Source organism: Pseudomonas sp. 2725, from assembly GCF_050434585.1.
Taxonomy (GTDB): Bacteria; Pseudomonadota; Gammaproteobacteria; order Pseudomonadales; family Pseudomonadaceae; genus Aquipseudomonas; species Aquipseudomonas jessenii.
The window spans coordinates 402263-425941 of the sequence record NZ_JBNDIV010000002.1 but is presented as its reverse complement, the minus strand read 5'-3'; the positions used below and the strand labels follow the sequence as shown (position 1 = coordinate 425941).

Genomic DNA, 23679 nt, shown 5'->3' with positions numbered 1-23679 from the left:
CTTCAGCTCAGAGGCCAATGCTGGTGACAGGCGTGACGCACGGCGCTGGCGCTGCTCAACTTGAGCAGGCCCTGGCTGATGCGCCGGCATTCGCTGGCGTCGAGATGACGCACGCGGTCCTTGATTTCGCCGACCTGTACCGGGCTCACCGACAATTCACTGACCCCCAGGCCGATCAACACCGGCGTGGCCAATGGATCGGACGCCAGTGCGCCGCACACGCCCACCCAGCGGTTGTGCTGCGCCGCACCGGCGCAGGTCTGGGCGATCAGCCGCAGCAGTGCCGGGTGTAGCGCATCGACGCGCGCGGCGAGCCCGGCGTGGTCGCGGTCCATGGCCAGGGTGTATTGCGACAGGTCGTTGGTGCCGATGGACAGGAAGTCCGCGTGTTCGGCCAGTTGCTCGGCCAGCAGCGCGGCGGCCGGAACTTCGATCATCACACCCAGTTCCGGGCGTTGCGCCAGGCCGAGTTCACCGCACAAGGCATCGAGGCGCTGGCGGATGTGCAGCAGTTCATCGACTTCCGTGACCATCGGCAGCAGGATCCGGCAGCGTGACAACGGGCGCAGGTGCAGCAGCGCGCGCAATTGCTGGTCGAGCAGTTCAGGGCGAGCCTGGGCCAGGCGAATGCCGCGCAGGCCGAGCACCGGATTGGCCTCGGCGGGCAGTGGCAGGTAGTCCAGTTGCTTGTCGCCGCCGACGTCGATGGTGCGGATGATCACCGACTTGTCGCCCATGGCATCGAGCACCGCTTGATAGGCGTGGTGTTGTTCCTGTTCGTCCGGCGCGGTGTGGCGGTCGACGAAGAGAAACTCGGTGCGCAGCAAGCCGACGCCGTCGGCGCCATTGGCCAACGCGTCTGCCGCTTCCGTGCTGGATGCCACATTGGCGGCGACTTCGATGCGCAGGCCATCGGTGGTCAGTGCGGGGGTGTGCGCCTGGGCCTGTTGTTCGGCCCGGCGTTGTTGCTGTTGCTGTTGCAGCTGGCGCACGTCGGCCAGGCGCTCGGCACTGGGTGTCAGTTCGAGGCGGCCGCCGTCGGCGTCCAGCACCACCGGTTGCCCCTGTTGCTGATCGAGCAGCGTCGAACCCAGCGCCACCATGCACGGTAGGCCTTTGCCCCGGGCCAGAATCGCCACGTGGGAGGTCGCGCCACCTTCGGCCATGCACAGTCCGGCGACACCTTGCTGGCTCAGTTGCAGTAAATCGGAGGGCGTCAATTCATGCGCCGCGACGATGGCGCCGGCCGGTATGTCGTAATGCCAGGTATCGCCGAGCAATGCGCGCAGCACCCGTTGCTTGAGGTCGCGCAGGTCGTTGGCGCGTTCGGCCAGCAGTGTGCTGCCGGTTTGCTGGAGGACTTCGCACTGCACGTCGATGGCCTGGCTCCAGGCGTGAGTCGCGGCCGTGCCCAGGGCGACGGTTTGTATGGCGGCGTCCAGCAGGGCCGGGTCTTCCAGCAGCGCCAGGTGTGCGGCGAAGATCGCCTCTTCAGCGGTGTCCTTGTGTTTTTTCGCCAGGACCAGCGTGCGTTCGATTTCGCTGCGCACCTGGCTCAGTGCCGCGTCCAGCACTTGCTGTTGTTGCTGCGGATCATGATGGCCGGCATCCACCGGCAGGCTGATCGCATTCAGGTGGAACAGCGGCCCGCCGACCAGGCCGGGCGCCGCACAGACGCCGTGCAATACGCCAGCTTCGGCGGGGCGATTGCGTTGGGCAATCGTGGTCGGCGCGGCGGCGTGGCTGTCTTCGGCCAAGGCTGTGGATAACGCGGTCAGCAAGGCTTGCAGCGCGGCTTCGGCGTCCGGGCCCTGGCAACTGACCTGGACTTCTGCCTGTTCGCCGATGGCCAGCCCCATCAGGCCGATCAGGCTGTCGCAGGTGGCCGACTTGCCGGCGAAATGCAGCTGCGATTTGCTTTTGAATCCTTGCGCGGTCTGACGGATCAGCGCGGCCGGCCGTGCGTGCAGACCGCCACGATGGGCGATGCGGATGTGGCCGACCACTTCTTCGCCAGCAAGCTCCACGTCCGCCTGCGCGCCCACGCCCTGGCGGCGAATGATGTGCAGCAGCGGCTCGCCGACCTTTACCGACTTGAGGGTGATGGGCCGTGCCTGAAAGTCCTGGCTGTTGGTGAGGATCAGCAGACTGACCAGGCTCTTGCACTGTTGCGCGACCTTGTCCAGGTCGTAGCGCAGCAGCGGCTGGCCATTGGCAACCCGTGCGCCTTCCTGCACCAGCATCGAGAAGCCCTGGCCCTGCAACTCGACCGTGTCCAGGCCCAGGTGCAGGAGCAATTCCGCGCCGTTGTCGGCACGCAGGGTCACCGCATGGCCGGTGCGGGCGACATGCACCACCACGCCCGCGCACGGCGCATGAAGGGTATCGTTCAACGGGTCGATGGCGATCCCGTCGCCCATGGCGCCGCTGGCAAACACCGCATCCGGGACTTTGGCGAGCGTGAGCACCGGGCCGCTGAGCGGGGCGCTTAAAGTCAGCTCTTTATTGTTGTTATGCATGGCTCGGTCTCATCAAAAAATACGGTTCGGATCAACACGCCCCCCTCTGTAGGAGCGAGCTCGCTCGCGATGGACTAAAGAACGCCGCGTTTATCCAGCAAACGCGCGTTTTCGTTGACGACCATCGCGAGCAAGCTCGCTCCTACAAGGGTGGTTAGTGTGTACGCGTCACTTTGCTCAGGTGCCGTGGCTGGTCCGGGTCCATGCCTCGGGCCACGGCCAGGCCGGCGGCCATCACGTAGAAACTCTGGATCGCGAGAATCGGGTCGAGGGCCGGGTGTTCGGCGCGGGTCAGCGTCAGGTCGCGTTCAAGCACGTCATCCGGCGCGGCCAGCAGGACAAGGGCGCCGCGTTGGCGCATGTCGGCGGCCAGGCTCAGCAAACCGGCCTGTTCGGCGCCCCGTGGGGCAAACACCAGCAGCGGGTAGTTGTCGCCAATCAAGGCCATCGGACCGTGACGGACTTCGGCGCTGCTGAAGGCTTCGGCCTGGATCGCCGAGGTCTCCTTGAACTTGAGCGCCGCTTCCTGGGCGATGGCGAAACCGGCGCCACGGCCGATCACCATCAGCCGCTGACAATCGCGCAAGGCGTCGATGGCCGGGCTCCAGTCCTGTTGCGCAGCGTCACGCAGGCCTTCGGGCAAGGCGCGGCAGGCGTCGAGCAGTTCGGCGTCTTCTTTCCAGTGGCCAATCAGCCGGGCGCTGGCGCTGAGGGTAGCGATAAAGCTCTTGGTCGCCGCGACGCTGCTTTCGGTGCCGGCACACAGCGGCAGGCTGAATTCGCAGGCGGCTTCCAGCGGCGAGTCTTCGGCATTGACCAGCGAAATGCTCAAGGCGCCGCGCTTGCGCAACAGGCGCAGGCTGTTGACCAGGTCCGGGCTTTGCCCCGATTGCGAAAAGGCGAATGCCACCTGGCCGCTGACCTTCAACGGTGCCTGTTGCATGGTCACCACCGACATCGGCAGCGACGCCACCGGGATGCCCAGCAGTTGCATGGTCAGGTAGGCGAAGTAACTGGCGGCATGGTCGGAGCTGCCACGCGCCACGGTCATGGCCACTTGCGGCGGCTGACGACGCAGGCGCCCGGCGATCTCGATCATCTGCGGGTCGAGTTGCTGTAATTGGGCTTGCACGGCCTCGAACGAGGACAGCGCCTCTTCAAGCATTTTTGAAGTCAATGTCTTCTCCTTCGACCATGACGGCGGTCAGTTTCAGTGAGCGATCCAGTCGTACACAGTCGGCCCAGGCCCCCGGTTGCAGGCGCCCGCGTTCGGTGATGCCGAGGTAGTCGGCGGGGAATTGCGACAGGCGCTGCGAGGCTTCGGCGATGGGCAGGCCGATTTTCACCAGGTTGCGCAGAGCCTGATCCATGGTCAGGGTGCTGCCGGCCAGCGTGCCGTCGGGCAGGCGCACGCCACCGAGGCATTTGGTCACGGTGTGGCTGCCGAGTTTGTACTCGCCATCGGGCATGCCGGCGGCGGCGGTCGAGTCGGTGACGCAATACAGGCAAGGAATCGAACGCAGGGCCACGCGGATGGCGCCGGGGTGCACGTGCAGCAAATCCGGGATCAGTTCGGCGTATTTGGCGTGAGCCAGGGCAGCGCCGACGATCCCGGGTTCGCGGTGATGCAGTGGGCTCATGGCGTTGAAGAGGTGGGTGAAACTGCTGGCGCCGGCCTCCAGCGCGGCCACGCCTTCCTCATAACTGCCCAGGGTGTGGCCGATCTGCATGCGAATGCCGCGGCTGCTGAGGTCGCGGATCAAGGTATCGTGACCGGCGATTTCCGGGGCAATGGTGATCACCCGGATCGGTGCGAGCGCCAGGTACGCTTCGACTTCGGCCATCAGCGCGGTGTGGGCGAAGTTGGGTTGCGCGCCGAGTTTGCCCGGGTTGATGTAGGGGCCTTCGAGGTGTACGCCAAGCACCCGGGCGCAGCCTTGGGGCCGCTGCTCACAGAATTCGCCGACGGCCTGGAGCACGCTGGATATCTCTTCGCTCGGTGCCGTCATGGTGGTGGCCAGCAACGACGTAGTGCCGAAGCGCACGTGGGTACGGGTGATGGTTTCGAAGGCCGGCGCACCTTCCATGATGTCTTTGCCGCCGCCGCCGTGAACGTGCAGGTCGATGAAGCCCGGCAGCAGGTACGGCAAATCGTTGTCCGCCGGATCGCAGGGCTGGCCTTCGATCGACATGACTTTGCCGTGCTCATGGACCAGTCGGCCGCGAACCCAGCCGTGGGCGGTGAGGATGTTGTCTTCGGACATGATCGGTTCTCTGGGTGGGCGGTTTCGCGATGCAGCGTTCTAGCGGCGAAGCTCTGCGACAAAGTCGTAGTAGTCGTTACGGCAATAGGTGTCGGTGACTTCGATGGGCGTGTTGTCTTCCAGGTAGCCGACCCGGGTCATCAGCAACATGGCGGTGCCGGGGGCGATGCCCACCAGGGCTGCGAATTCGTCCGAGGCGTTGATCGCCTGGATGTGCTGCAGGGCGCGGACAACCGGTTTGCCGATGCCGTCGAGGTATTCGTAGAGGGAATCGCCCACGGCCTGCGGCTTGGGAATGATCGAGGCGGGCAGGGTGCTCATCTCGATGGCCATCACCGTGTCGTCGGCCTTGCGCAGGCGTTTGAGGCGCGCGACTTTGTCGTTGGGCGACAGGCCGAGGCGGATCAGTTCTTCGTGGGTCGGCAAGGTGATTTCCCGCTCCAGCCATTGCGATCCGGGCACGAAACCCTTGAGGCGGAGCATTTCACTGAAACCGGAAAGGCGCGACAACGGTTGTTCGAGACGCGGCGTGATAAAGGTGCCGGAGCCCTGGTTGCGGCGGATCAGGCCTTGTTCGAACAACACTTCCAGAGCCTTGCGTGCAGTGACGCGGGAGATGCCCAGCGCCTCGCTCAGATTGCGCTCCGACGGCATGGCCTGTTCGGCTTTCCACTGGCCGGCATGAATCGCCGCTTCCAGATTGCGTGCCAGTTGCAGGTACAACGGCGTGGGTTGGGTGTCGTCGGGGCGCAGGGCTGAAAGGTCGTTCATTTAATTATTGTCCGACGCGTCTGTAGGAAAGTTACTTGTTCGCTGTAGGACAAAAAACTAATACCACTTGAATACCATGTCAATGCAGCTCTCAGGCTGCAGGTGCGGTAAACAGGCCTTATTGGGCGCAGTGGAAAGAGGCTGGATTGAAGTGGTATTAGCGGCGGGAGGATTTAAAGCAAAGATCGCAGCCTTCGGCAGCTTCTACAGGGGGAAATGGTATTCACCCTGCAGGAGCTGCCGAAGGCTGGAATTTTTTTGATTTTTTTTGCGAGGCGACCAAAGGTCGGGGGATTTACGGGCGGATCTCGATCATCGTGCCGTCCGGCACCAGGTTCCAGACTTCGCGCATGTCCATGTTGCGCATGGCGATGCAGCCGTCGGTCCAGTCCAGGGTGTGGAACAGGTCTTCCGGGGTGTCCTCGCTGTCCGGGGTGCCGTGGATCATGATCATGCCGCCGGGCTCGACGCCTTCACGACGGGCGCGGGCGGAGTCGCTGATGTTCGGGTAGGAAATGTGCATCGCCAGGTTGAAACGGTCGCTGATCTTGCGCCAGTCGACCCAGTAGAAGCCTTCCGGGGTGCGCTTGTCGCCTTCCATCAGCTTCGGCCCCTTGGGACGCTTGCCCAGGGAAATGCGATAGGTTTTGAGCGGCTTGCCGTCATTGATCAATTGCAATTGATGGGAAGACTTGAGAATCAGGATTTTCTCGATGACCTTGCCGTCCAGGGTTTCCACGGCAGAAGCCTGGGACACCGTGACAAACGACAAACAGAACAGGGCAAGCAACCAGCGCATTGAAACGATTCCCCAGGAGGTGTCGCGACTATTTATGTATAGAAGTTTTTGCAGGAGCTGCCGCTGGCTCGGGCCGCATTCGGACAATCTTTCGGCGCCTCCCGGTGATGCCGAGATGACATCAGATAATGGCAGGCTGAGCAAGCGGTGGGATCGATTCAGACCGAACGGGATAGATTTCGGTCCGCCGGTCAGCGAAGAAGCATTCTAAGGTACGGCCCACCGTGCGGAAAGCCAGCTCATCCCATGGAATGTCCGCTTCGTCGAATAGTTGCACTTCCAGGCTCTCGGGGCCGGCGCAAAAGTCCAGGTCCACCAGTTCGGCACGGAAGAACACATGCACCTGGCTGATGTGCGGCACGTCGATCAGGGTATAGATATTCAGGTTGCGCACCCGGGCGCAGGCTTCCTCGGCCGTCTCGCGAATGGCAGCCTGTTCGATGGTCTCGCCGTTCTCCATGAAACCGGCGGGCAGGGTCCAGTAACCGCGTCGCGGCTCGATGGCCCGCCGGCACAGCAATACCTGGGTGCCCCAGGTCGCCACGCAGCCGGCGACGATGTTGGGGTTCTGGTAGTGAATGGCGTGACAACTGTCGCAGACAAAGCGCAGGCGCGAATCGCCTTCGGGAATGCGCTGGGTCACCGGGTTACCGCACTGGCTGCAAAATTTCATGCTGGGGTTCCTGAATGCTGCGCCTATCTTGGCGTGCGGCAGTGCCGGTCGGCAAGTTGTCGTTTCGCGACATGGGGCGGTTACGGGGGTTGGGCGACCGCAGCGATTGGTGCATGATGCCGGGTAAGGCACAAATCGAGAACACTCATGCTGGACGAGCTACTGCATCGGGTTAGTAACCACACTCCACGCACACTGGAGACCGATCGTCGTTTTCCCGAGGCAGCGGTGCTGGTGCCCATCACCCGCAGTGACGAGCCCGAGCTGGTGTTGACCCTGCGTGCCAGCGGCCTGTCGACCCATGGCGGCGAAGTTGCCTTCCCCGGCGGGCGCCGTGACCCCGAAGACCCCGACCTGATTTTCACCGCCCTGCGTGAAGCCGAAGAAGAGATCGGCCTGCCGCCGGGGCTGGTCGAGGTGATCGGACCGCTCAGCCCGCTGATCAGCCTGCATGGCATCAAGGTCACGCCCTATGTCGGGGTGATCCCGGATTTTGTCGAATACCGGGCCAACGACGCCGAGATCGCCGCAGTGTTCAGCGTGCCCCTGGAGTTCTTCCGTAAAGACCCTCGCGAACATACCCACCGCATCGACTATCAGGGCCGCAGCTGGTACGTGCCGAGCTATCGCTATGGCGAATACAAGATCTGGGGGCTGACGGCGATCATGATCGTCGAGTTGATCAACCTGCTGTATGACGCCAAAATCAGCCTGCATCAGCCTCCCAAAAGCTTTATCAATATCTGAAGCCATCGTTCGAATGGCCTGAATCCTGGTTTTGCTGAAAAAAGCCTGCCTGAGCCTTGAGGAATACAACAATGAAATACCGCCTGGGCGACGCCCGCGTCGAAACCCATCCACAGAGCTGGGTCGCACCCAATGCCGTGCTGGTGGGCAAGGTCAAGCTGGAAGAGGGCGCCAACGTCTGGTTCAACGCCGTATTGCGCGGCGACAACGAATTGATCCTGATCGGCAAGAACAGCAACGTCCAGGACGGCACCGTGATGCACACCGACATGGGCTACCCGCTGACCATCGGTACCGGCGTGACCATTGGCCACAACGCCATGCTCCACGGTTGCACCGTCGGCGACTACAGCCTGATCGGCATCAACGCGGTGATTCTCAATGGTGCGAAGATCGGCAAGAACTGCATCATCGGCGCCAACTCGCTGATCGGCGAAGGTAAGGAGATTCCGGACGGATCGCTGGTCATGGGCTCGCCCGGCAAAGTGGTGCGTGAGTTGACCGAGCCGCAAATCAGGATGCTGGAAGCCAGCGCTGCCCACTACGTGCATAACTCGCAGCGCTATGCCCGCGACCTGGCCGAGCAGGAAGAATGACTGCCAGCGAACGCCCGGTTGCATCACCCTGCGTGAATATTTGTGCGCTGGACGACGATGACATCTGCACCGGTTGCCAACGCACGGTGGAGGAGATTACCCGCTGGAGCCGCATGACCAACGACGAGCGCCGCACGGTGTTGGGGTTGTGTCATGAGCGGGCCAAGGCCAGTGGGTTGATCTGGATGTTGCCTTCCAAATCCGATAACTGAATTGCCCCCAGAAAGTGCTTCGCACTTTATCGCGAGCAAGCTCGCTCCCACATGGGAATGCGTTCGATTGTAGGAGCGAGCTTGCTCGCGATGGACTCAAGAACACCGCGAGGAGCCAGACGTCCCGCGTTATCGTTAACGACCATCGCGAGCGGGCTCGCTCCCACATGGGAATGCGTTCGTCTGTGGGAGCGAGCTTGCTCGCGATGGACTCAAGAACACCACGGGGAGCCAGACGTCCCGCGTTATCGTTAACGACCATCGCGAGCAGGTTCGCTCCTACAGTATCCTGTGCGGCAAAATTACAGGTACTTCCACGCCCATGCTCTTCCTGATCGCCTACATCAGCAGCGTCGTGCTGATCAACTACGCCTTTTCCACCGCCCCGCACCTGGACATCATCTGGTCGGCCTGGGGCGGGCTGGTGTTTGTGTTGCGCGACATGGTGCAAGCCCGATTCGGGCATGGCGCCCTCGCAGCGATGCTGGTGGCGCTGGTGTTGTCCTATGTCACCTCCGATCCGTCCATCGCCCTGGCCAGCGCCACGGCGTTCGCCGTTTCCGAGTGCATCGACTGGCTGGTGTTCAGCATCACCCGGCGCCCGCTGCATGATCGCCTGTGGATAAGTTCGGCCCTGAGCATTCCCCTCGATACCTTTATCTTTTTTGGCATGATCGACGCCCTGACGCCGGGCGTGATCCTCACCGCCCTTGGCTCGAAATTCGCCGGGGTCACCGCCGTATGGCTGATCATGGCCTGGCGCCTGCGCAAACAGGCTGTCGTCAGCTGAAGTTCATGTAAAATGCCGCGCTTTCTCCCCATGGGAAGCGTGCTTCCCTCGATGATCCGCTCCTTGAGGACCTTCAGATGACCCGTATCGGAACTCCATTGTCGCCGACCGCGACCCGCGTATTGATGTGTGGCTGTGGCGAGTTGGGCAAGGAAGTGGTGATCGAGCTGCAACGCCTGGGCGTTGAAGTGATTGCCGTGGACCGCTACGCCAACGCGCCGGCCATGCAGGTGGCGCACCGCAGCCACGTGATCAACATGCTCGATGGTGCTGCCCTGCGTGCCGTGATCGAAGCCGAAAAGCCGCACTTCATCGTGCCGGAAATCGAAGCCATCGCCACCGCGACCCTGGTGGAACTGGAGGCCGAAGGCTTCACCGTTATCCCGACCGCCCGTGCTGCGCAGCTGACCATGAACCGTGAAGGCATCCGTCGCCTGGCCGCTGAAGAGCTGGACCTGCCAACCTCGCCGTACCACTTCGCCGACACCTTCGAGGATTACAGCAAAGCCGTTGAAGACCTCGGGTTCCCGTGCGTGGTCAAGCCGGTCATGAGTTCTTCGGGCAAGGGCCAGAGCCTGCTGCGTAGCGTCGATGACGTGCAGAAGGCCTGGGACTACGCCCAGGAAGGTGGCCGTGCCGGTAAAGGTCGGGTGATCATCGAAGGCTTCATCGATTTCGACTACGAAATCACCCTGCTGACCGTGCGCCACGTCGGCGGCACCACCTTCTGCGCGCCGGTCGGTCACCGTCAGGAGAAGGGCGACTACCAGGAATCCTGGCAGCCGCAAGCCATGAGCCCGGTTGCCCTGGCTGAGTCCGAGCGTGTCGCCAAAGCCGTGACCGAGGCCTTGGGCGGCCGTGGCCTGTTCGGTGTCGAGCTGTTCATCAAGGGTGATCAGGTGTGGTTCAGCGAAGTCTCGCCGCGCCCGCATGACACCGGCCTGGTTACGCTGATTTCCCAGGACCTGTCGCAGTTCGCCTTGCACGCGCGGGCCATTCTCGGTCTGCCGATCCCGTTGATCCGTCAGTTCGGGCCTTCGGCCTCGGCGGTGATCCTGGTGGAAGGGCAGTCGACCCAGACCGCTTTCGCCAACCTGGGCGCTGCCTTGAGCGAGCCGGATACCGCATTGCGTCTGTTCGGCAAGCCTGAAGTCAACGGCCAGCGCCGCATGGGCGTGGTCCTGGCGCGCGACGAATCGATCGAAGCCGCCCGCGCCAAGGCGACCCGTGCTTCGCAGGCGGTTGTTGTCGAGCTGTAAAAACAGCTGCGGCGGGCCTATACCTTCTAAAGGCTCGCCTACTGATCCTTGTAGGAGCGAGCTTGCTCGCGATGGACTAGAGGGCAACGCGTTCAATCAGAAAGTACGCGTTATCGTTAACGACCATCGCGAGCAAGCTCGCTCCCACAGGTAATTCGCGTCCGATCTTTTATCAGCGCTCCAGGCCTGTACCCCATGAATTCCCAAAGCATCATCGTCCCGAAAATCTCCACCCTGCCGGTACACGAACCCCGGGCCCGGGCCGTCGTGCGTTGGCTGGTGCGCAAGAACATCATCCAGGAAGAACTGACCACGTGCGGCCGCACCGGCAATCGCATGGGCCATGCGATCGCCGAAGGTGCCCGTGAGGTGGTCCTGCACCCGGACGCGCTGCCGTTCGGCGAGTCGATCAATGGCATGGAGATCATCACCAAGCGCTGCATCTATACGCCGGCCAAGGGTTTTCTTGGCGAAGCGGGCTGCGCCGAGTGCCGCAAGGAAGTGGGTGAAGCCCTGTTCGAAAGCCTGGAAGACTGGATGCCGGGGCGTACCGACAACTTCACCTGCCCCGAATGCGGGCATGAAGACGACATCAACGGCTTCCTGTTCCTGCAGGAGTGCGGCTTCTCCAACCTCGGTTTCATCTTCAACAACTGGGCCGAAGCCGGGTTCAAACAGAGCTTTATCGATGAATTCGCCGATTGGCTGGATCAGCCGGTCAGTTGGGTGAAAGTCGAGTTGTAGGAGCGAGCTTGCTCGCGATGAACTTGAAGGCGACGTTGGTTTCCAGAAAGCACGCGTCATCGTTCACGACCATCGCGAGCAAGCTCGCTCCCACAAAAAAGCAGCAATCCGTAACGCCGTAATCCCCGTATGTCAGTAATGCCAATAATAGACAGAGTTTTACATTGAACCCGACGGGGTGTCTGACTATAATGGCGCGCTTCCATTTTCCCGCTCGGGAGCCCCCGCGATGCTGCGTATCAGCCAAGAAGCTCTGACATTCGACGACATTCTCCTAGTGCCCGGTTATTCCGAGGTGCTTCCTAACGAAGTCAGTCTCAAGACCCGCCTTACCCGTGGCATCGAGCTGAATATTCCACTGGTTTCCGCTGCCATGGACACCGTCACTGAAGCCCGTCTGGCAATCGCCATGGCTCAGGAAGGTGGTATCGGCATCATCCACAAGAACATGACCATCGAGCAGCAAGCTGCCGAAGTCCGCAAGGTCAAGCGTTACGAAGCTGGTGTGGTCAAAGACCCGATCACCATCGTCGCCGACGCCACCGTGCGCGAGTTGTTCGAATTGACCCGCATGCACAACATCTCCGGCGTTCCGGTACTGCACAATGGCGACCTGGTCGGCATTGTCACCTCCCGTGACGTGCGTTTCGAGAACCGTCTGGAAGCCACTGTCCGTGAAGTGATGACGCCTAAAGAGCGTCTGGTCACGGTCAAGGAAGGCGCCGACAAGAACGATGTGCGTGAACTGCTGCACAAGCACCGCATCGAACGCGTGCTGATCGTCGACGACAAATTCGCCCTCAAGGGCATGATGACCGTCAACGACATCGAAAAAGCCAAGGCTTACCCGCTGGCCAGCAAGGACGATCAAGGTCGTCTGCGCGTGGGTGCTGCAGTCGGTACCGGTAAAGACACCGGTGATCGCGTTGCCGCACTGGTCGCCGCCGGCGTTGACGTGGTGGTGGTCGACACCGCTCACGGTCACTCCAAGGGCGTGATCGACCGCGTTCGCTGGGTCAAGCAGAACTTCCCTGAAGTGCAGGTCATCGGCGGCAACATCGCCACCGGCGCTGCCGCCAAGGCCCTGGCCGAAGCTGGCGCTGACGCAGTCAAGGTCGGTATCGGCCCTGGCTCGATCTGCACCACCCGTATCGTCGCCGGTGTCGGCGTGCCGCAAATCAGCGCCATCGCCAACGTCGCCGCTGCCCTTGAAGGCACAGGCGTACCGTTGATCGCCGACGGCGGCATCCGTTTCTCCGGTGACCTGTCCAAGGCCATCGTGGCCGGTGCTTCCTGCGTGATGATGGGCTCGATGTTCGCCGGTACCGAAGAAGCGCCGGGCGAGATCGAACTGTTCCAGGGCCGTTCGTACAAGGCTTATCGCGGCATGGGTTCGCTGGGCGCCATGTCCCAGGCCCAAGGCTCCTCCGACCGTTACTTCCAGGACTCCTCGGCAGGCGCCGAGAAGCTGGTTCCGGAAGGCATCGAAGGGCGTGTTCCGTACAAGGGCACCCTGAGTGCGATCATCCACCAGTTGATGGGCGGCCTGCGCTCCTCGATGGGCTACACCGGCAGTGCCGACATCGAAGAGATGCGCACCAAGCCTGAGTTCGTGCGGATCACCGGCGCCGGCATGGCCGAATCCCACGTTCACGACGTGCAGATCACCAAGGAAGCGCCAAACTACCGCGTAGGTTGAGCCTTCAAGCAACAAGCTAAGCAACCGGGGCTGTTTTATTCAGCCCCGAGTTGTTTCTGAATCACGACTGTTTCCGAATTTTTTAGACGAGACTGAATCATGGCCCTCGACATTCACGCTCACCGCATCCTGATCCTCGACTTCGGTTCCCAGTACACCCAGCTGATCGCCCGCCGCGTGCGTGAAATCGGCGTGTACTGCGAACTGCACCCGTTCGACATGGACGAAGATGCGATCCGCGAATTCGCTCCTAAAGGCGTCATCCTCGCCGGCGGCCCAGAGTCGGTTCACGAAGCCAACAGCCCTCGCTGCCCGCAAGCCGTTTTCGACCTGGGCGTGCCGGTCTTCGGTATCTGCTACGGCATGCAGACCATGGCCGAGCAACTGGGCGGCAAGGTTGAAGGTTCCGAGCTGCGTGAGTTCGGCTATGCCCGCGTTGATGTAGTCGGCAAGAGCCGCCTGCTCGACGGCATCGAAGACCACATCGACGCTGACGGCCTGTTCGGCCTCGACGTGTGGATGAGCCACGGTGACAAGGTCACCCGCATGCCGGAAGACTTCCACATCCTGGCCAGCACTCCGAGCTGCCCGATCGCCGGCATGTTCAGCGACGAGCGTCGTTACTATGGCGTGCAGTTCCACCCGGAAGTGACCCACACCAAGCAGGGCGGTCGCATCCTGTCGCGCTTCATCCTCGACATCTGCGAGTGTGAAGCCCTGTGGACTCCGTCGAAAATCGCTGAAGACGCCATCGCCCAGGTTCGCGCCCAAGTCGGCACCGACAACGTCCTGCTCGGCCTGTCCGGCGGTGTGGACTCGTCCGTGGTTGCCGCGCTGCTGCACAAAGCCATCGGCGACCAACTGACCTGCGTGTTCGTCGACAACGGCCTGCTGCGCCTGCACGAAGGCGAGCAAGTGATGGCCATGTTCGCCGAGAACATGGGCGTCAAGGTGATCCGCGCCAACGCCGAAGAGCAGTTCCTCGGTAACCTGGCCGGTGAAGCCGACCCGGAGAAGAAGCGCAAGATCATCGGCCGTACCTTCATCGACGTGTTCGATGCCGAATCCTGCAAGCTGGACAACATCAAGTACCTGGCCCAGGGCACCATCTATCCGGACGTGATCGAGTCGGCTGGCGCGAAAAGCGGCAAGGCCCACGTGATCAAGTCGCACCACAACGTGGGCGGCCTGCCGGAAGAAATGAACCTCAAGCTGGTTGAACCCCTGCGCGAGCTGTTCAAGGACGAGGTCCGTCGTCTGGGCCTGGAACTGGGCCTGCCGTACGACATGGTCTACCGTCATCCGTTCCCGGGCCCGGGCCTGGGCGTGCGCATCCTCGGTGAAGTGAAGAAGGAATACGCCGACCTGCTGCGTCGCGCCGACCACATCTTCATCGAAGAACTGCGCAAGGCCGACTGGTACCACAAGGTCAGCCAGGCGTTCGTAGTGTTCCAGCCGGTGAAATCGGTTGGCGTGGTGGGTGATGGCCGTCGTTACGCCTGGGTCGTGGCCCTGCGTGCCGTGGAAACCATCGACTTCATGACCGCGCGTTGGGCACACCTGCCTTACGAACTGCTGGAAACCGTTTCCGGCCGCATCATCAATGAAATCGAAGGTATCTCCCGCGTCACCTACGACGTGTCGAGCAAGCCGCCAGCGACCATTGAGTGGGAATGATCGTATGAGCCTGTGAACGCAGGCTCAAAACGATAGCGACAAAAAGAAGCCCCGGGTTGTGAGACCCGGGGCTTCTTGCTTTTCAGTTGTGTTCGCCCCAAATCCCCTGTGGGAGCGAGCTTGCTCGCGATGAGGCCAGCACATCCAACATCTCCCGCGCCTGACACGCCGCCATCGCGAGCATCTTGATTTACACCGGCAAACGCCCTTCGAGGTTCATGCCCATACGGCTAAGACCCCAGGACAGCTCGTCGATGCTGGCATAAGGCACCTGATTCACGTCGGTCCATGCGGGGCGATTGATCAGGTAGCTGCCGTCAGCTGTGCGCTCGACCGGTGTTCTTGCCAGTTGACCGACTCTGCTGCGATGGATCAGTGTCCAGTTTCCGTTCGATTTCTCGAAAGTGAACATGCCTTGCCGATATAGCAGTCGATCAAGTGCTTCCGGTGTCTTTTCAAGCAACGGCAGTGGCATCTGCAAGCTCAAGTCAGCGTGCAAGGTGTCGAAGTTTCCGTCGGTTAATTCGGGTTGGGTGGCAAAGCCGCGGCCTACCTCAATGCCTCGATCCGTTTCAATCAGCAGGCTTTCTTCCGGCAGCACTTCTTCGATGCGCAAACCAATACCGCCCTGCATTTCGCTGATGCCGGACATTCCGCGAAAGGTGTTGATGTTTTCCTGATCCGTCAGCACCACCCATCTGCCCGCTCCGTTGAGCGTTTTGTCGGCCTCCATGATGGTGTGGGTGAGGTAGGTCTTGATGGCTTGCTCATGCATGTCGGGAAGTGATGGGCCGGGGAAACGGTAACTGGCCAGGCAGTCGGTTGCCTGAATCCGAATGCCATTTTGTTGAGCCGCCTTGACCACTTCAAGCGGGGTGAATCTGCCGGTGGGATCGCTTTTCAGCTTTTGCAAATACGCCTTGAGATCATCGGGCATTGACCCGGTCTTGAAGAATTGATCGAGTTCCACCTGGTTGAAATCGTTGAGCAGGCGATGGAAATAGATCGTCTTGACTTCCTGTTGGGCAAGGATCGGCATGTTCTCGATGAGAAACCGCATGCTGGCAATGCGGTCCTGGCTTTCACCGATGACCAGGCCCGGTGCCGCTTCAAATATCTTCGGGAGCAGTTCTGCGGCAGTGGTTGATGGCGTCACGACTGGAAGCTGCGGACGAGGGGGTAATGAAGCGAAAAATCCACTGCGGGAAAAGAATTGACGGGCGTCTTGTGACAGCGTGGCGCGCGGGGCCGCGACGTATCGTGCGTAAGTGGACTCTGCGCGAAAGCTTCCGTCTGGCTGACGGACCAGTTTGATATGGGTTTCTCTCTCGCCCATCGCCAGTAGTCTGATACTGAATCGGTTAGTTGCGTCGTATTGCGTGGCAGGGCGGCGCAGGATGGCCTGTGTTGGCTCTTGAACAGAGGCAGACGCAGAGGCGGGAGCAGGCGTAGAGGCCGGAGCAGATGTAGACGGCGGAACGCGGGACCCGCCCGGATGCCGGTTTCCACCGCCCCTGAGCCCGGCTCGGGGTGCCAGCTCCCATTCGCCCTCGGCATTGAGACGCACAGGGAGTGAACCTGAAAACGCGTTGGGATTTTCAGGGTCGATGATGGCCCAGGTGCCGCCTCCGTTGGGATCGGCTTCGTAGCGCACGTAATAGGCCCTGTCATCGAGCAAGATCGCGGAGGAAAGGTTGGAGTCGAGTTGATAGATGCCCTGGAATTTTCCGGCTTCACTCACGGGTGTCCGCCCCTCGAGCAGTTCATTGGCTTGCCAGTGGTCCGGTATTTCGATGGGTTGAGAGGTTCCTGACAAGGGGGAATCGAGTTCACTTGCCAGCTCGACGGGCCAGCCCATGGGTTTCATGCCCTTTGCAACCAACGCTTGCTTGAGTTCTTCGAGGTTGTCCACTGTCATGGACTCGTAGGCTGGCCGAAGCGGGGTATCCAGATTCAGCCGTCCACCCGGCGTGGATCTGATGACGCTGTCTGTCATCCCGTTGTTGGCATTGCGATAAACCACAAGGACGCTGCTGCGGTAGCGCTGGAAGGTGAACATCCCCGGTTCAGGCAGCAGCGCTCGCAGTTGTTGCGGAGTCCTGTATGCCCACGGGGTTTGCATCTGCACGCGCCAGTCGCCTTTGATCAGGGCATGGACGCTGTCGAAGTCCATGCCATCAGATACGTAAAAAACAGGGGAATCCGGATAGTCCGCATGCTCCACAGCCAATCCCGGATCGGAGTTGATGGGTTGCGCTTGCCCCGGCGCTACGTCATCGATACGAATGCTCAGGGCATCGGTCTGTTCGCTAATGCCGCGATAGCCTCTGAATGTCGCCATGTTTTCCTGATTGACCAAGGCAACCCATTTGGCCGGTTCTTTCAATGCTTCGTTGAACCGGATGACCTCGCTGGCAAAAAAACTCCTGGCCATCTGGTAATCGGATTCCCAGTTAATCGCTTCTTTGTTGATGTTGTAGGTCGTCGACATGTCGAGGGCCTGAACCCGGATCTGTTGGGCATTGGCGGCTTTGACCAGCGCCAGCAGATTGAATTGGCCTGTTGGGTCGTTGCCGGCCTTGATGTCGAGTTTTTTCAGGTAGTTTTCCAGCTCGACGGGCATTTCACCGGTGCGCGCGAAGGAGTCCAATTCGAGTTGATTGACGTTGGCCAGCAGCTCCTGCAAGTACAGGGTCTTGACGCCATGTTGCGCGAGCGTTGGCATGTTTTCGATCAGGAACTGTTTGCTGCCGATGCTGCCCCGGCTCTCGCCGACGACCAGCCCCGGTTTTTCTGCGTAGGCCGCTTCAAACAGTTCGCCAGGCGTGGCAAACGCTTGTGCAGAGGGCGCCGGTTGGCTCAGCGTCGGAGGGTGAAGCTCGTACCAGGCCCTGGCGTCGCTGACCAGATTGCGACGAGATTCTTCCTGGGCCATCTCGAATTCGCTGAGGGTGATGACCTCTTGGTCGGCATCGGACATGAGTACGCTGTGGACGTCGATGTCTGCCACTGACCAGATCCGTCTGAACGGGCTGCGTACGTCGGGTCCACCCAGCGCCCATGCCCGCATTTCAGGGTCGTCAAGGCCCGGCACGTGAACGCCTGGCCGTTGTGACCACTCCTCGACGGCGGGGGAGGCGGCGTCCGCTGCTTGCATCCCGCCTCTGAGGCCCAGTTTGGGAACGACTTCCCATTCTCCCGAATCATTCATAAACCGTACTGGAATCGAATCCGTGAAGGAGTCGGGATTGGCCGGGTCGATGATTGCCCAGTACCCACTCCCGTTGAGGCTGTTTTCATAACGCACGTAATAGGCGTTGCCGTTGAGTTTGATGGCGGACGAAGGATTCGAGGCGAGCCGATATGTACCCTGGAACTTGCCTGACTCACGAACCAGGGCGTCATCGCTGAGCACATCATTAATCCTGAAGGAGTCCGGCACTGATGACGCTGGCCTGTCCTCAGTCGAGCCCGTGACAGCCTCTGATTCTCCTTCGATGGTTTCGACCTTCGACCCCGCGGTTTCGGCAGGTGTGGTTGATTCAATCAGGTCGGCCATTTCTTTGGCTTCGGCGGCGTCGATGTCCGGGCCGATTTCCTCCAGCGATCCTGGACCTTTGAGCACCAGGAGGTTGAACAGCAAATCGATACCGCTGAGCACGGCGCCAAGAACGCCGGCCTTGCGTTCCTTGGCGGTTTTGCCATTGACCGCCTGATCGATGTTCAAACCCAGGCTGGCGATACTGGCGCCGACCACCGGCAGGGCAATCGGCCAACCGACCACCGCCATGGGGCCAAATACTTTTAAACCGGCGCTGAGGTAACCGATCCACAGTTTCTTGCGCAGATCGCCATTGGACGTCAGCGAGAGTTCGGCTTCGGCAAACATTGCGCTTTTGGTCGAGTTGCTCAACCAGCTGAATGCGTCGCCGGTGATGATCTGGTTTTTTTGATTGATCAGGTGATGGTCGTACTTGCCCCAAGTGCTGACCAGCCGGTTCATGATATCGGTGATGTTCTTGTCGATGGTTTGACGATCGGCCAAGGAAAAATGCGTCATGAAGCCTCGGCGAGCCTCTTCTTCGTTCATCTGCTGCAACATCCAGTAGTGCATGTCCGTCGCGGTTTCCAGCACTTTGAAAGCGACGTTTTCACCGGGCAGATACACGATCTGGCGCCCCTTGGGTGCGACGAAACGCAGGATGTTGGTGGCAAGGTACCCGTCGACGTCCAGAGTCCGAACAATGTCGGCGCAAGGGTGCTGAGCCCGCAGCATCTGCAGGTCGACAGGCCAGTTGATCGGACCCATTACGGCGTTAGTGACGAACTGAAAGTCATCGTCGCTCAACTGCCGTTTGTCCCTGGCCTTTACGGCTTGTATCAGAAAATTGCATTTGGCCAGGGTTCGGAAGTCGGTGCCGGACTGCTTCCAGAACGCGGTCAATTTGTCGGTATAGAGCGTGCTGAAATCGATGTTCCAGAACGCCTTCAGCACCTCGTTGCCGTGCAGGCGTACTTCGTTGGTTTCGTTGAACCTCCCGGCATTCGGGCCGGCGGTATAAAAGCCTGCATAGACGTCAAGCAGGTCGGCGTTGTCCTGATCGCTGGTGCGAAAGCGCTGGATCACCAGCTGCGTCAGGGTCGTGGTTGACGTCGGCGTTGCTTTGACATGCTCCCACCCCGTGAACGTTTTCGAACTGCTTTCGGCTGTGTCGAAACGGTGGAAGTACACCTGATCCGGATCGAGGTCGGTAATGCCGGATTTTTTCAGTAAGTCGCTGGCGACTTCGTGCGCCGTGTCTTGCAGGCTCGGGCAAGTCTGGATGACGGTGGTGGCGATCGCCTTGAGCGCGGCCTTGTCGGCGGCATTGGGCAGCGGGCGTGTTTCGTTCGGGTTCATGCACTCTCTTTCCTTGAGAAAACGGGATGTCGAGGATGGCCGGTTTTTTCAAGGCAAGTGCACTACATAGTTATGCCCACAGCTGATGTGCGGCCACAGGTCACCCTTACCGTTTCGCAGTTGCAGGTGTATCGTATTCGCCTTTTGCAGGCTCCCGGGCCTGTCGCTGATACGTGAGGTAGTTGAGTTCATGTCGTTTACCCGTCGCCAAATCCTCGGTGGCCTGGCCGGTCTTGTTGTCGTTGGTGTCGGTGCAGGGGGCGCGTCGCGCTACTGGCTGGGCAAGATGGCTGACGCCGAGGCGGGCCACGACTATGAGCTGATCGCAGCGCCGTTGGACTTGGAACTGGTAGCCGGGCACAAGACCCAGGCTTGGGCCTTCGGCCCTTCGGCGCCGGGCACCGAGTTGCGGGTGCGCCAGGGTGAATGGCTGCGGGTGCGTTTCATCAACCACCTGCCGGTCGCCACCACCATCCACTGGCACGGCATCCGTCTGCCGCTGGAAATGGACGGTGTGCCTTACGTCTCGCAGCTGCCGGTGCTGCCGGGCGAATACTTCGATTACAAATTCCGCGTGCCTGATGCCGGCAGCTACTGGTATCACCCCCATGTGAGCAGCAGCGAGGAACTCGGTCGCGGCCTGGTCGGCCCGCTGATTGTCGAGGAGCGTGAGCCCACCGGCTTCAAGTACGAAAAAACCTTGAGCCTGAAGAACTGGCACATCGATGAGCAGGGCGCTTTCGTCGACTTCAGTATTCCCCGGGAAGCGGCCCGTGGCGGCACGGCGGGGCGTCTGTCGACCATCAACGGCATCGCGCAAGCGGTGATTGATTTGCCGGCCGGGCAGATCACCCGTGTACGTTTGCTCAACCTCGATAACACCTTGACCTATCGCCTGAATATTCCCGGCGTCGAAGCGCAGATCTATGCGCTCGATGGCAACCCCATCGAACCGCGCCCGCTAGGCAAGGAATACTGGCTCGGCCCCGGCATGCGTATCTGCCTGGCGATCAAGGCGCCGCCGGCCGGTGAAGAATTGTCCCTGCGCAACGGCCCGGTGCGCTTGGGTACGCTGCGTTCGGTGGCCAACACCGACGCCCCGACCGAGTGGCCGCCCGCGCTGCCCGCCAACCCGGTGGCCGAGCCGGACCTGACCAATGCCGAGAAACTCAACTTCAATTTCGAATGGGTCGGTTCGGTGTCGGTGAACGTCGATAATGGTAAGCCGCCAAGCCTGTGGCAGATCAATGGCAAGGCCTGGGACATCACCGACAAAACCTGTGCCGACCGCCCGATCGCCAAACTGGAAAAGGGCAAGAGCTACATTTTCGAATTGAAAAACATGACCCAGTATCAGCACCCGATTCACCTGCACGGCATGAGTTTCAAGGTCATCGCCTCGAACCGGCACAAGGTCATTCCGTATTTCACCGACACCTACCTGCTGGGCAAGAACGAGCGCGCGCAGGTAGCGCTGGTGGCGGATAATCCGGGTGTATGGATGTTCCACTGCCATGTGATCGATCACATGGAAACCGGCCTGATGGCCGCTATCGAGGTGGCGTGATGCGTCAGATTCGTCCCGCCGCCATCATCGACCGCAGTCGTGATCGCGAATTCATGCGTGAGGCCCTGGCACTGGCGGCCCAAGGCGCGGCCCTCGGCGAAGTGCCGGTGGGCGCGGTACTGGTCCAGGATGGGGAAATCATCGGTCGCGGCTTCAACTGCCCGATCAGTGGCAACGACCCCAGCGCCCACGCCGAGATGGTCGCAATCCGCGCCGCCGCCCAGGCCGTCAGCAATTACCGACTAACCGGCAGTACGCTTTACGTGACGCTGGAGCCGTGCAGCATGTGCGCGGGTCTGATCGTGCATTCGCGGATTGCCCGGGTGGTGTACGGCGCGCTGGAGCCCAAGGCGGGGATCGTGCAGAGCCAGGGGCAGTTCTTTACCCAGGGCTTTTTGAATCATCGGGTGTTGTATGAAGGCGGGGTGTTGGCGGATGAGTGTGGAGCGGTGTTGAGCGAATTCTTCAAGGCCCGAAGAGCGAAACCAGCAGACTGAACCCGGACCTGTGGGAGCGAGCTTGCTCGCGATAGCGGACTAACATTCAACATCTCTGTTGGCTGACAGTGCCTCATCGCGAGCAAGCTCGCTCCCACAGGGTTCTTCTGTATTTGGGTGGTTGTGGTTTACTTCCGCGCCACAATCACCGCCCGCATCGGCGCCGGCAACCCTTCAATGGTCTTGCTGTGATCTTCCGGATCGAGGAAGTCACTGAGCGACTGATACTTCATCCACTCCGTCCCGCGCTGTTCCTCGATCGTGGTGGTGCTCACGTCCACGCACTTCACGTCTGTGAACCCGGCACGTCGCAACCACAACTCCAGCGCCGGCACCGACGGCAGGAACCACACGTTGCGCATCTGCGCGTAGCGGTCCTCCGGCACCAGCACCTGATGTTTGTCGCCTTCGACCACCAGGGTTTCCAGCACCAGCTCACCGCCCTTGACCAGGCAATCCTTCAGCGCCAGCAAATGTTCGATGGGCGAACGGCGGTGGTAGAACACACCCATGGAAAACACTGTGTCGAACCCTTCGAGGTTCGGCGGCAGGTCTTCGAACGGGAAGGGCAGGTGCCAGGCGTTCGGCTCGGACAGGTAGCGTTGCACCGCCTGGAACTGGCAGAAGAACAGCCAGTTCGGGTCGACACCGATCACGCTGTCCGCGCCGGCGCCAAGCATGCGCCACATGTAATAACCGTTGCCACAGCCGACATCGAGGATGCGCTTGCCTTTCAGGTTCAGGTGCGGGGCGACCCGTGACCACTTCCAGTCCGAGCGCCATTCGGTGTCGACGTGCACGCCGAACAGGTCGAACGGCCCTTTGCGCCATGGCGACAGGCCCATCAGCGCGGTACGCATTTGCGCGCGGGTCTCGTCGCTGCAATCGGTATCGAGCTTCAAGCCATTGAGCAAATCGACTTCGCTCGGCTGGATCTTCGGCAGGGCGTCCAGCGCGCTTTGCCAGCGTTCCAGGTCGCCATGGCCCTTTTCCATTTTCTTGTCGAGTTGCGCTTGCAGAGTGTTGGCCCATTCGGCCAGCGGCGTGCCGGCCAGACGGCGGGCGAGGGGAGACAGATCAATCATGGCAAGGCAATCAACGAGGCAAAGTTAAGACACTGGAACCACGGCACGACTTTCGAGAACCCGGCGGCCAGCAGGCGTTCGCGGTGTTCTTCGAGGCTGTCGGGCTTCATGACGTTTTCGATGGCGCTGCGCTTCTGGGCGATTTCCAGTTCGCTGTAGCCGTTGGCGCGTTTGAAAGCGATATGCAGGTCGGTGAGCAACGCGTGTTCCTGCTCGTCTTCGAAACGCAGTTTTTCCGAGAGGATCAGGGCGCCGCCGGGCAACAGCGACTGACGGATGCGCGACAGCAATGCCGTGCGTTGGTCCGGGGCGATGAACTGCAGGGTGAAGTTCAGCGCCACCACCGAGGCCGGCTGGAACTCCAGGGCGAGGATGTCGCCTTCGATCACCTCCACCGGCAGCAACTCCTGGAACATCGAATCCTGCCCGTTGAGGTACTCGCGGCAGCGTTCGACCATCGCTGCGGAGTTATCCACAGCGATCACCCGGCAGCCATCGGTGCGCACGTGCCGGCGCAAGGCCTGGGTCACGGCACCGAGCGACGAGCCCAGGTCATACAGCACGCTGCCCGGCTGGGCGAACTGCGCGGCGAGCACGCCGAGGTTTTCGACGATGGTCGGATAACCCGGCACCGAGCGCTTGATCATGTCCGGGAACACCCGCACCACGTCCTCGTTGAAGGCGAAGTCAGGCACCTGGGCCAGAGGCTGGGCGAAAAGGCGATCGGGTTCTTTGCTCACGGCGGTTCCAGCGGTGTAGGTGGAAAAGGCCGGCATTTTAGCCAAGTTGGCGCGGGGATGCGCGGGTTGTCTGATAAACCGCCAAGCAGCCTGCAAAGTCTGTGTGTTCAGTGATATTGCTATCGCGAGCAAGCTCGCTC

Annotated in this window: 19 protein-coding genes; 10 read left to right on the top strand and 9 right to left on the bottom strand. The window is 61.1% G+C overall.

The genetic code is table 11. The annotated features are described in order from the left end of the window. Positions 1-2 precede the first annotated feature (2 nt). The 6 genes from ptsP to ABIE16_RS06165 all read right to left on the bottom strand — a co-directional run bounded on the left by ptsP (position 3) and on the right by ABIE16_RS06165 (position 7026). On the bottom strand, positions 3-2519 hold the full coding sequence (gene ptsP, locus ABIE16_RS06190; RefSeq protein WP_429520725.1) for a phosphoenolpyruvate--protein phosphotransferase: 2517 nt from the start codon (positions 2517-2519) through the stop codon (positions 3-5). Between the two features lie 154 nt (positions 2520-2673). Then, positions 2674-3696: an SIS domain-containing protein gene (locus ABIE16_RS06185; protein WP_090453264.1), complete on the bottom strand. Its 1023-nt coding sequence runs from the start codon at positions 3694-3696 to the stop codon at positions 2674-2676. Beyond that, complete coding sequence (gene nagA / locus ABIE16_RS06180) at positions 3677-4783, bottom strand: N-acetylglucosamine-6-phosphate deacetylase (protein ID WP_429520724.1); 1107 nt, start codon at positions 4781-4783, stop codon at positions 3677-3679. The genes ABIE16_RS06185 and nagA overlap by 20 nt, the downstream gene beginning before the upstream one ends. 39 nt (positions 4784-4822) lie before the next feature. Then, a complete protein-coding gene (locus ABIE16_RS06175) occupies positions 4823-5554 on the bottom strand; it encodes a GntR family transcriptional regulator (RefSeq protein ID WP_057716273.1) in 732 nt (243 codons plus the stop codon). Positions 5555-5849: 295 nt separating this feature from the next. Next, complete coding sequence (locus tag ABIE16_RS06170) at positions 5850-6353, bottom strand: L,D-transpeptidase family protein (RefSeq protein WP_007982819.1); 504 nt, start codon at positions 6351-6353, stop codon at positions 5850-5852. A 121-nt stretch (positions 6354-6474) separates the two neighbouring features. Continuing rightward, positions 6475-7026: an NUDIX hydrolase gene (locus ABIE16_RS06165; RefSeq protein ID WP_057716272.1), complete on the bottom strand. Its 552-nt coding sequence runs from the start codon at positions 7024-7026 to the stop codon at positions 6475-6477. A 147-nt stretch (positions 7027-7173) separates the two neighbouring features. Here ABIE16_RS06165 and ABIE16_RS06160 point away from each other — a divergent pair, with 147 nt between their 5' ends. The 8 genes from ABIE16_RS06160 to guaA all read left to right on the top strand — a co-directional run bounded on the left by ABIE16_RS06160 (position 7174) and on the right by guaA (position 14750). Then, positions 7174-7773 carry a CoA pyrophosphatase gene (locus ABIE16_RS06160; protein ID WP_150813638.1) on the top strand — a complete coding sequence of 200 codons (600 nt, stop codon included), beginning with the start codon at positions 7174-7176 and terminating at the stop codon, positions 7771-7773. Positions 7774-7844: 71 nt separating this feature from the next. Next, positions 7845-8369: a gamma carbonic anhydrase family protein gene (locus ABIE16_RS06155; protein WP_057716270.1), complete on the top strand. Its 525-nt coding sequence runs from the start codon at positions 7845-7847 to the stop codon at positions 8367-8369. Further along, positions 8366-8581 carry a DUF1289 domain-containing protein gene (locus tag ABIE16_RS06150; RefSeq protein ID WP_090453267.1) on the top strand — a complete coding sequence of 72 codons (216 nt, stop codon included), beginning with the start codon at positions 8366-8368 and terminating at the stop codon, positions 8579-8581. The genes ABIE16_RS06155 and ABIE16_RS06150 overlap by 4 nt, the downstream gene beginning before the upstream one ends. A 322-nt stretch (positions 8582-8903) precedes the next feature. Further along, positions 8904-9371, top strand: coding sequence for a VUT family protein (locus ABIE16_RS06145; protein WP_057716267.1), 468 nt, complete (start codon positions 8904-8906; stop codon positions 9369-9371). Between the two features lie 77 nt (positions 9372-9448). Further along, positions 9449-10630, top strand: coding sequence for a formate-dependent phosphoribosylglycinamide formyltransferase (gene purT / locus ABIE16_RS06140; RefSeq protein WP_429520723.1), 1182 nt, complete (start codon positions 9449-9451; stop codon positions 10628-10630). A gap of 195 nt (positions 10631-10825) precedes the next feature. Beyond that, complete coding sequence (locus ABIE16_RS06135) at positions 10826-11374, top strand: sugar ABC transporter ATPase (protein WP_429520722.1); 549 nt, start codon at positions 10826-10828, stop codon at positions 11372-11374. A gap of 229 nt (positions 11375-11603) precedes the next feature. Then, complete coding sequence (guaB, locus tag ABIE16_RS06130; RefSeq protein WP_008053208.1) at positions 11604-13073, top strand: IMP dehydrogenase; 1470 nt, start codon at positions 11604-11606, stop codon at positions 13071-13073. 99 nt (positions 13074-13172) lie between these two features. Beyond that, a complete protein-coding gene (gene guaA, locus ABIE16_RS06125) occupies positions 13173-14750 on the top strand; it encodes a glutamine-hydrolyzing GMP synthase (RefSeq protein ID WP_008053207.1) in 1578 nt (525 codons plus the stop codon). A gap of 190 nt (positions 14751-14940) precedes the next feature. On the opposite strand, the gene ABIE16_RS06120 is transcribed toward guaA, so the two are convergent. After that, entirely contained in the window at positions 14941-19650 is a 4710-nt protein-coding gene (locus ABIE16_RS06120) for a membrane-targeted effector domain-containing toxin (protein WP_218494996.1), read from the bottom strand. Between the two features lie 190 nt (positions 19651-19840). Between ABIE16_RS06120 and ABIE16_RS06115 the strand changes: the two genes are divergently transcribed. Then, positions 19841-21217: a multicopper oxidase family protein gene (locus ABIE16_RS06115; RefSeq protein ID WP_429520721.1), complete on the top strand. Its 1377-nt coding sequence runs from the start codon at positions 19841-19843 to the stop codon at positions 21215-21217. Continuing rightward, positions 21217-21714 (top strand): tRNA adenosine(34) deaminase TadA, encoded by a 498-nt coding sequence (gene tadA / locus ABIE16_RS06110; RefSeq protein WP_218494998.1) that lies wholly within the window; start codon positions 21217-21219, stop codon positions 21712-21714. Before ABIE16_RS06115 ends, tadA begins: the two co-directional genes overlap by 1 nt. 128 nt (positions 21715-21842) lie before the next feature. Here the strand turns inward: tadA and cmoB are convergent, their stop codons facing one another. Continuing rightward, entirely contained in the window at positions 21843-22799 is a 957-nt protein-coding gene (cmoB, locus tag ABIE16_RS06105) for a tRNA 5-methoxyuridine(34)/uridine 5-oxyacetic acid(34) synthase CmoB (protein ID WP_057716261.1), read from the bottom strand. Then, on the bottom strand, positions 22796-23539 hold the full coding sequence (cmoA, locus tag ABIE16_RS06100) for a carboxy-S-adenosyl-L-methionine synthase CmoA (RefSeq protein ID WP_008053199.1): 744 nt from the start codon (positions 23537-23539) through the stop codon (positions 22796-22798). Before cmoA ends, cmoB begins: the two co-directional genes overlap by 4 nt. Positions 23540-23679: the final 140 nt, after the last annotated feature.

Bases quoted from the DNA above. Each gene is read 5' to 3' on its own strand.
- ptsP (WP_429520725.1), bottom strand. From the start codon at position 2,519: ATGCATAACAACAATAAAGAGCTGACTTTAAGCGCCCCGCTCAGCGGC.
- nagA (WP_429520724.1), bottom strand. From the start codon at position 4,783: ATGTCCGAAGACAACATCCTCACCGCCCACGGCTGGGTTCGCGGCCGA.
- ABIE16_RS06175 (WP_057716273.1), bottom strand. From the start codon at position 5,554: ATGAACGACCTTTCAGCCCTGCGCCCCGACGACACCCAACCCACGCCG.
- ABIE16_RS06170 (WP_007982819.1), bottom strand. From the start codon at position 6,353: ATGCGCTGGTTGCTTGCCCTGTTCTGTTTGTCGTTTGTCACGGTGTCC.
- ABIE16_RS06165 (WP_057716272.1), bottom strand. From the start codon at position 7,026: ATGAAATTTTGCAGCCAGTGCGGTAACCCGGTGACCCAGCGCATTCCC.
- ABIE16_RS06160 (WP_150813638.1), top strand. From the start codon at position 7,174: ATGCTGGACGAGCTACTGCATCGGGTTAGTAACCACACTCCACGCACA.
- ABIE16_RS06155 (WP_057716270.1), top strand. From the start codon at position 7,845: ATGAAATACCGCCTGGGCGACGCCCGCGTCGAAACCCATCCACAGAGC.
- ABIE16_RS06150 (WP_090453267.1), top strand. From the start codon at position 8,366: ATGACTGCCAGCGAACGCCCGGTTGCATCACCCTGCGTGAATATTTGT.
- ABIE16_RS06145 (WP_057716267.1), top strand. From the start codon at position 8,904: ATGCTCTTCCTGATCGCCTACATCAGCAGCGTCGTGCTGATCAACTAC.
- purT (WP_429520723.1), top strand. From the start codon at position 9,449: ATGACCCGTATCGGAACTCCATTGTCGCCGACCGCGACCCGCGTATTG.
- ABIE16_RS06135 (WP_429520722.1), top strand. From the start codon at position 10,826: ATGAATTCCCAAAGCATCATCGTCCCGAAAATCTCCACCCTGCCGGTA.
- guaB (WP_008053208.1), top strand. From the start codon at position 11,604: ATGCTGCGTATCAGCCAAGAAGCTCTGACATTCGACGACATTCTCCTA.
- guaA (WP_008053207.1), top strand. From the start codon at position 13,173: ATGGCCCTCGACATTCACGCTCACCGCATCCTGATCCTCGACTTCGGT.
- ABIE16_RS06120 (WP_218494996.1), bottom strand. From the start codon at position 19,650: ATGAACCCGAACGAAACACGCCCGCTGCCCAATGCCGCCGACAAGGCC.
- ABIE16_RS06115 (WP_429520721.1), top strand. From the start codon at position 19,841: ATGTCGTTTACCCGTCGCCAAATCCTCGGTGGCCTGGCCGGTCTTGTT.
- tadA (WP_218494998.1), top strand. From the start codon at position 21,217: ATGCGTCAGATTCGTCCCGCCGCCATCATCGACCGCAGTCGTGATCGC.
- cmoB (WP_057716261.1), bottom strand. From the start codon at position 22,799: ATGATTGATCTGTCTCCCCTCGCCCGCCGTCTGGCCGGCACGCCGCTG.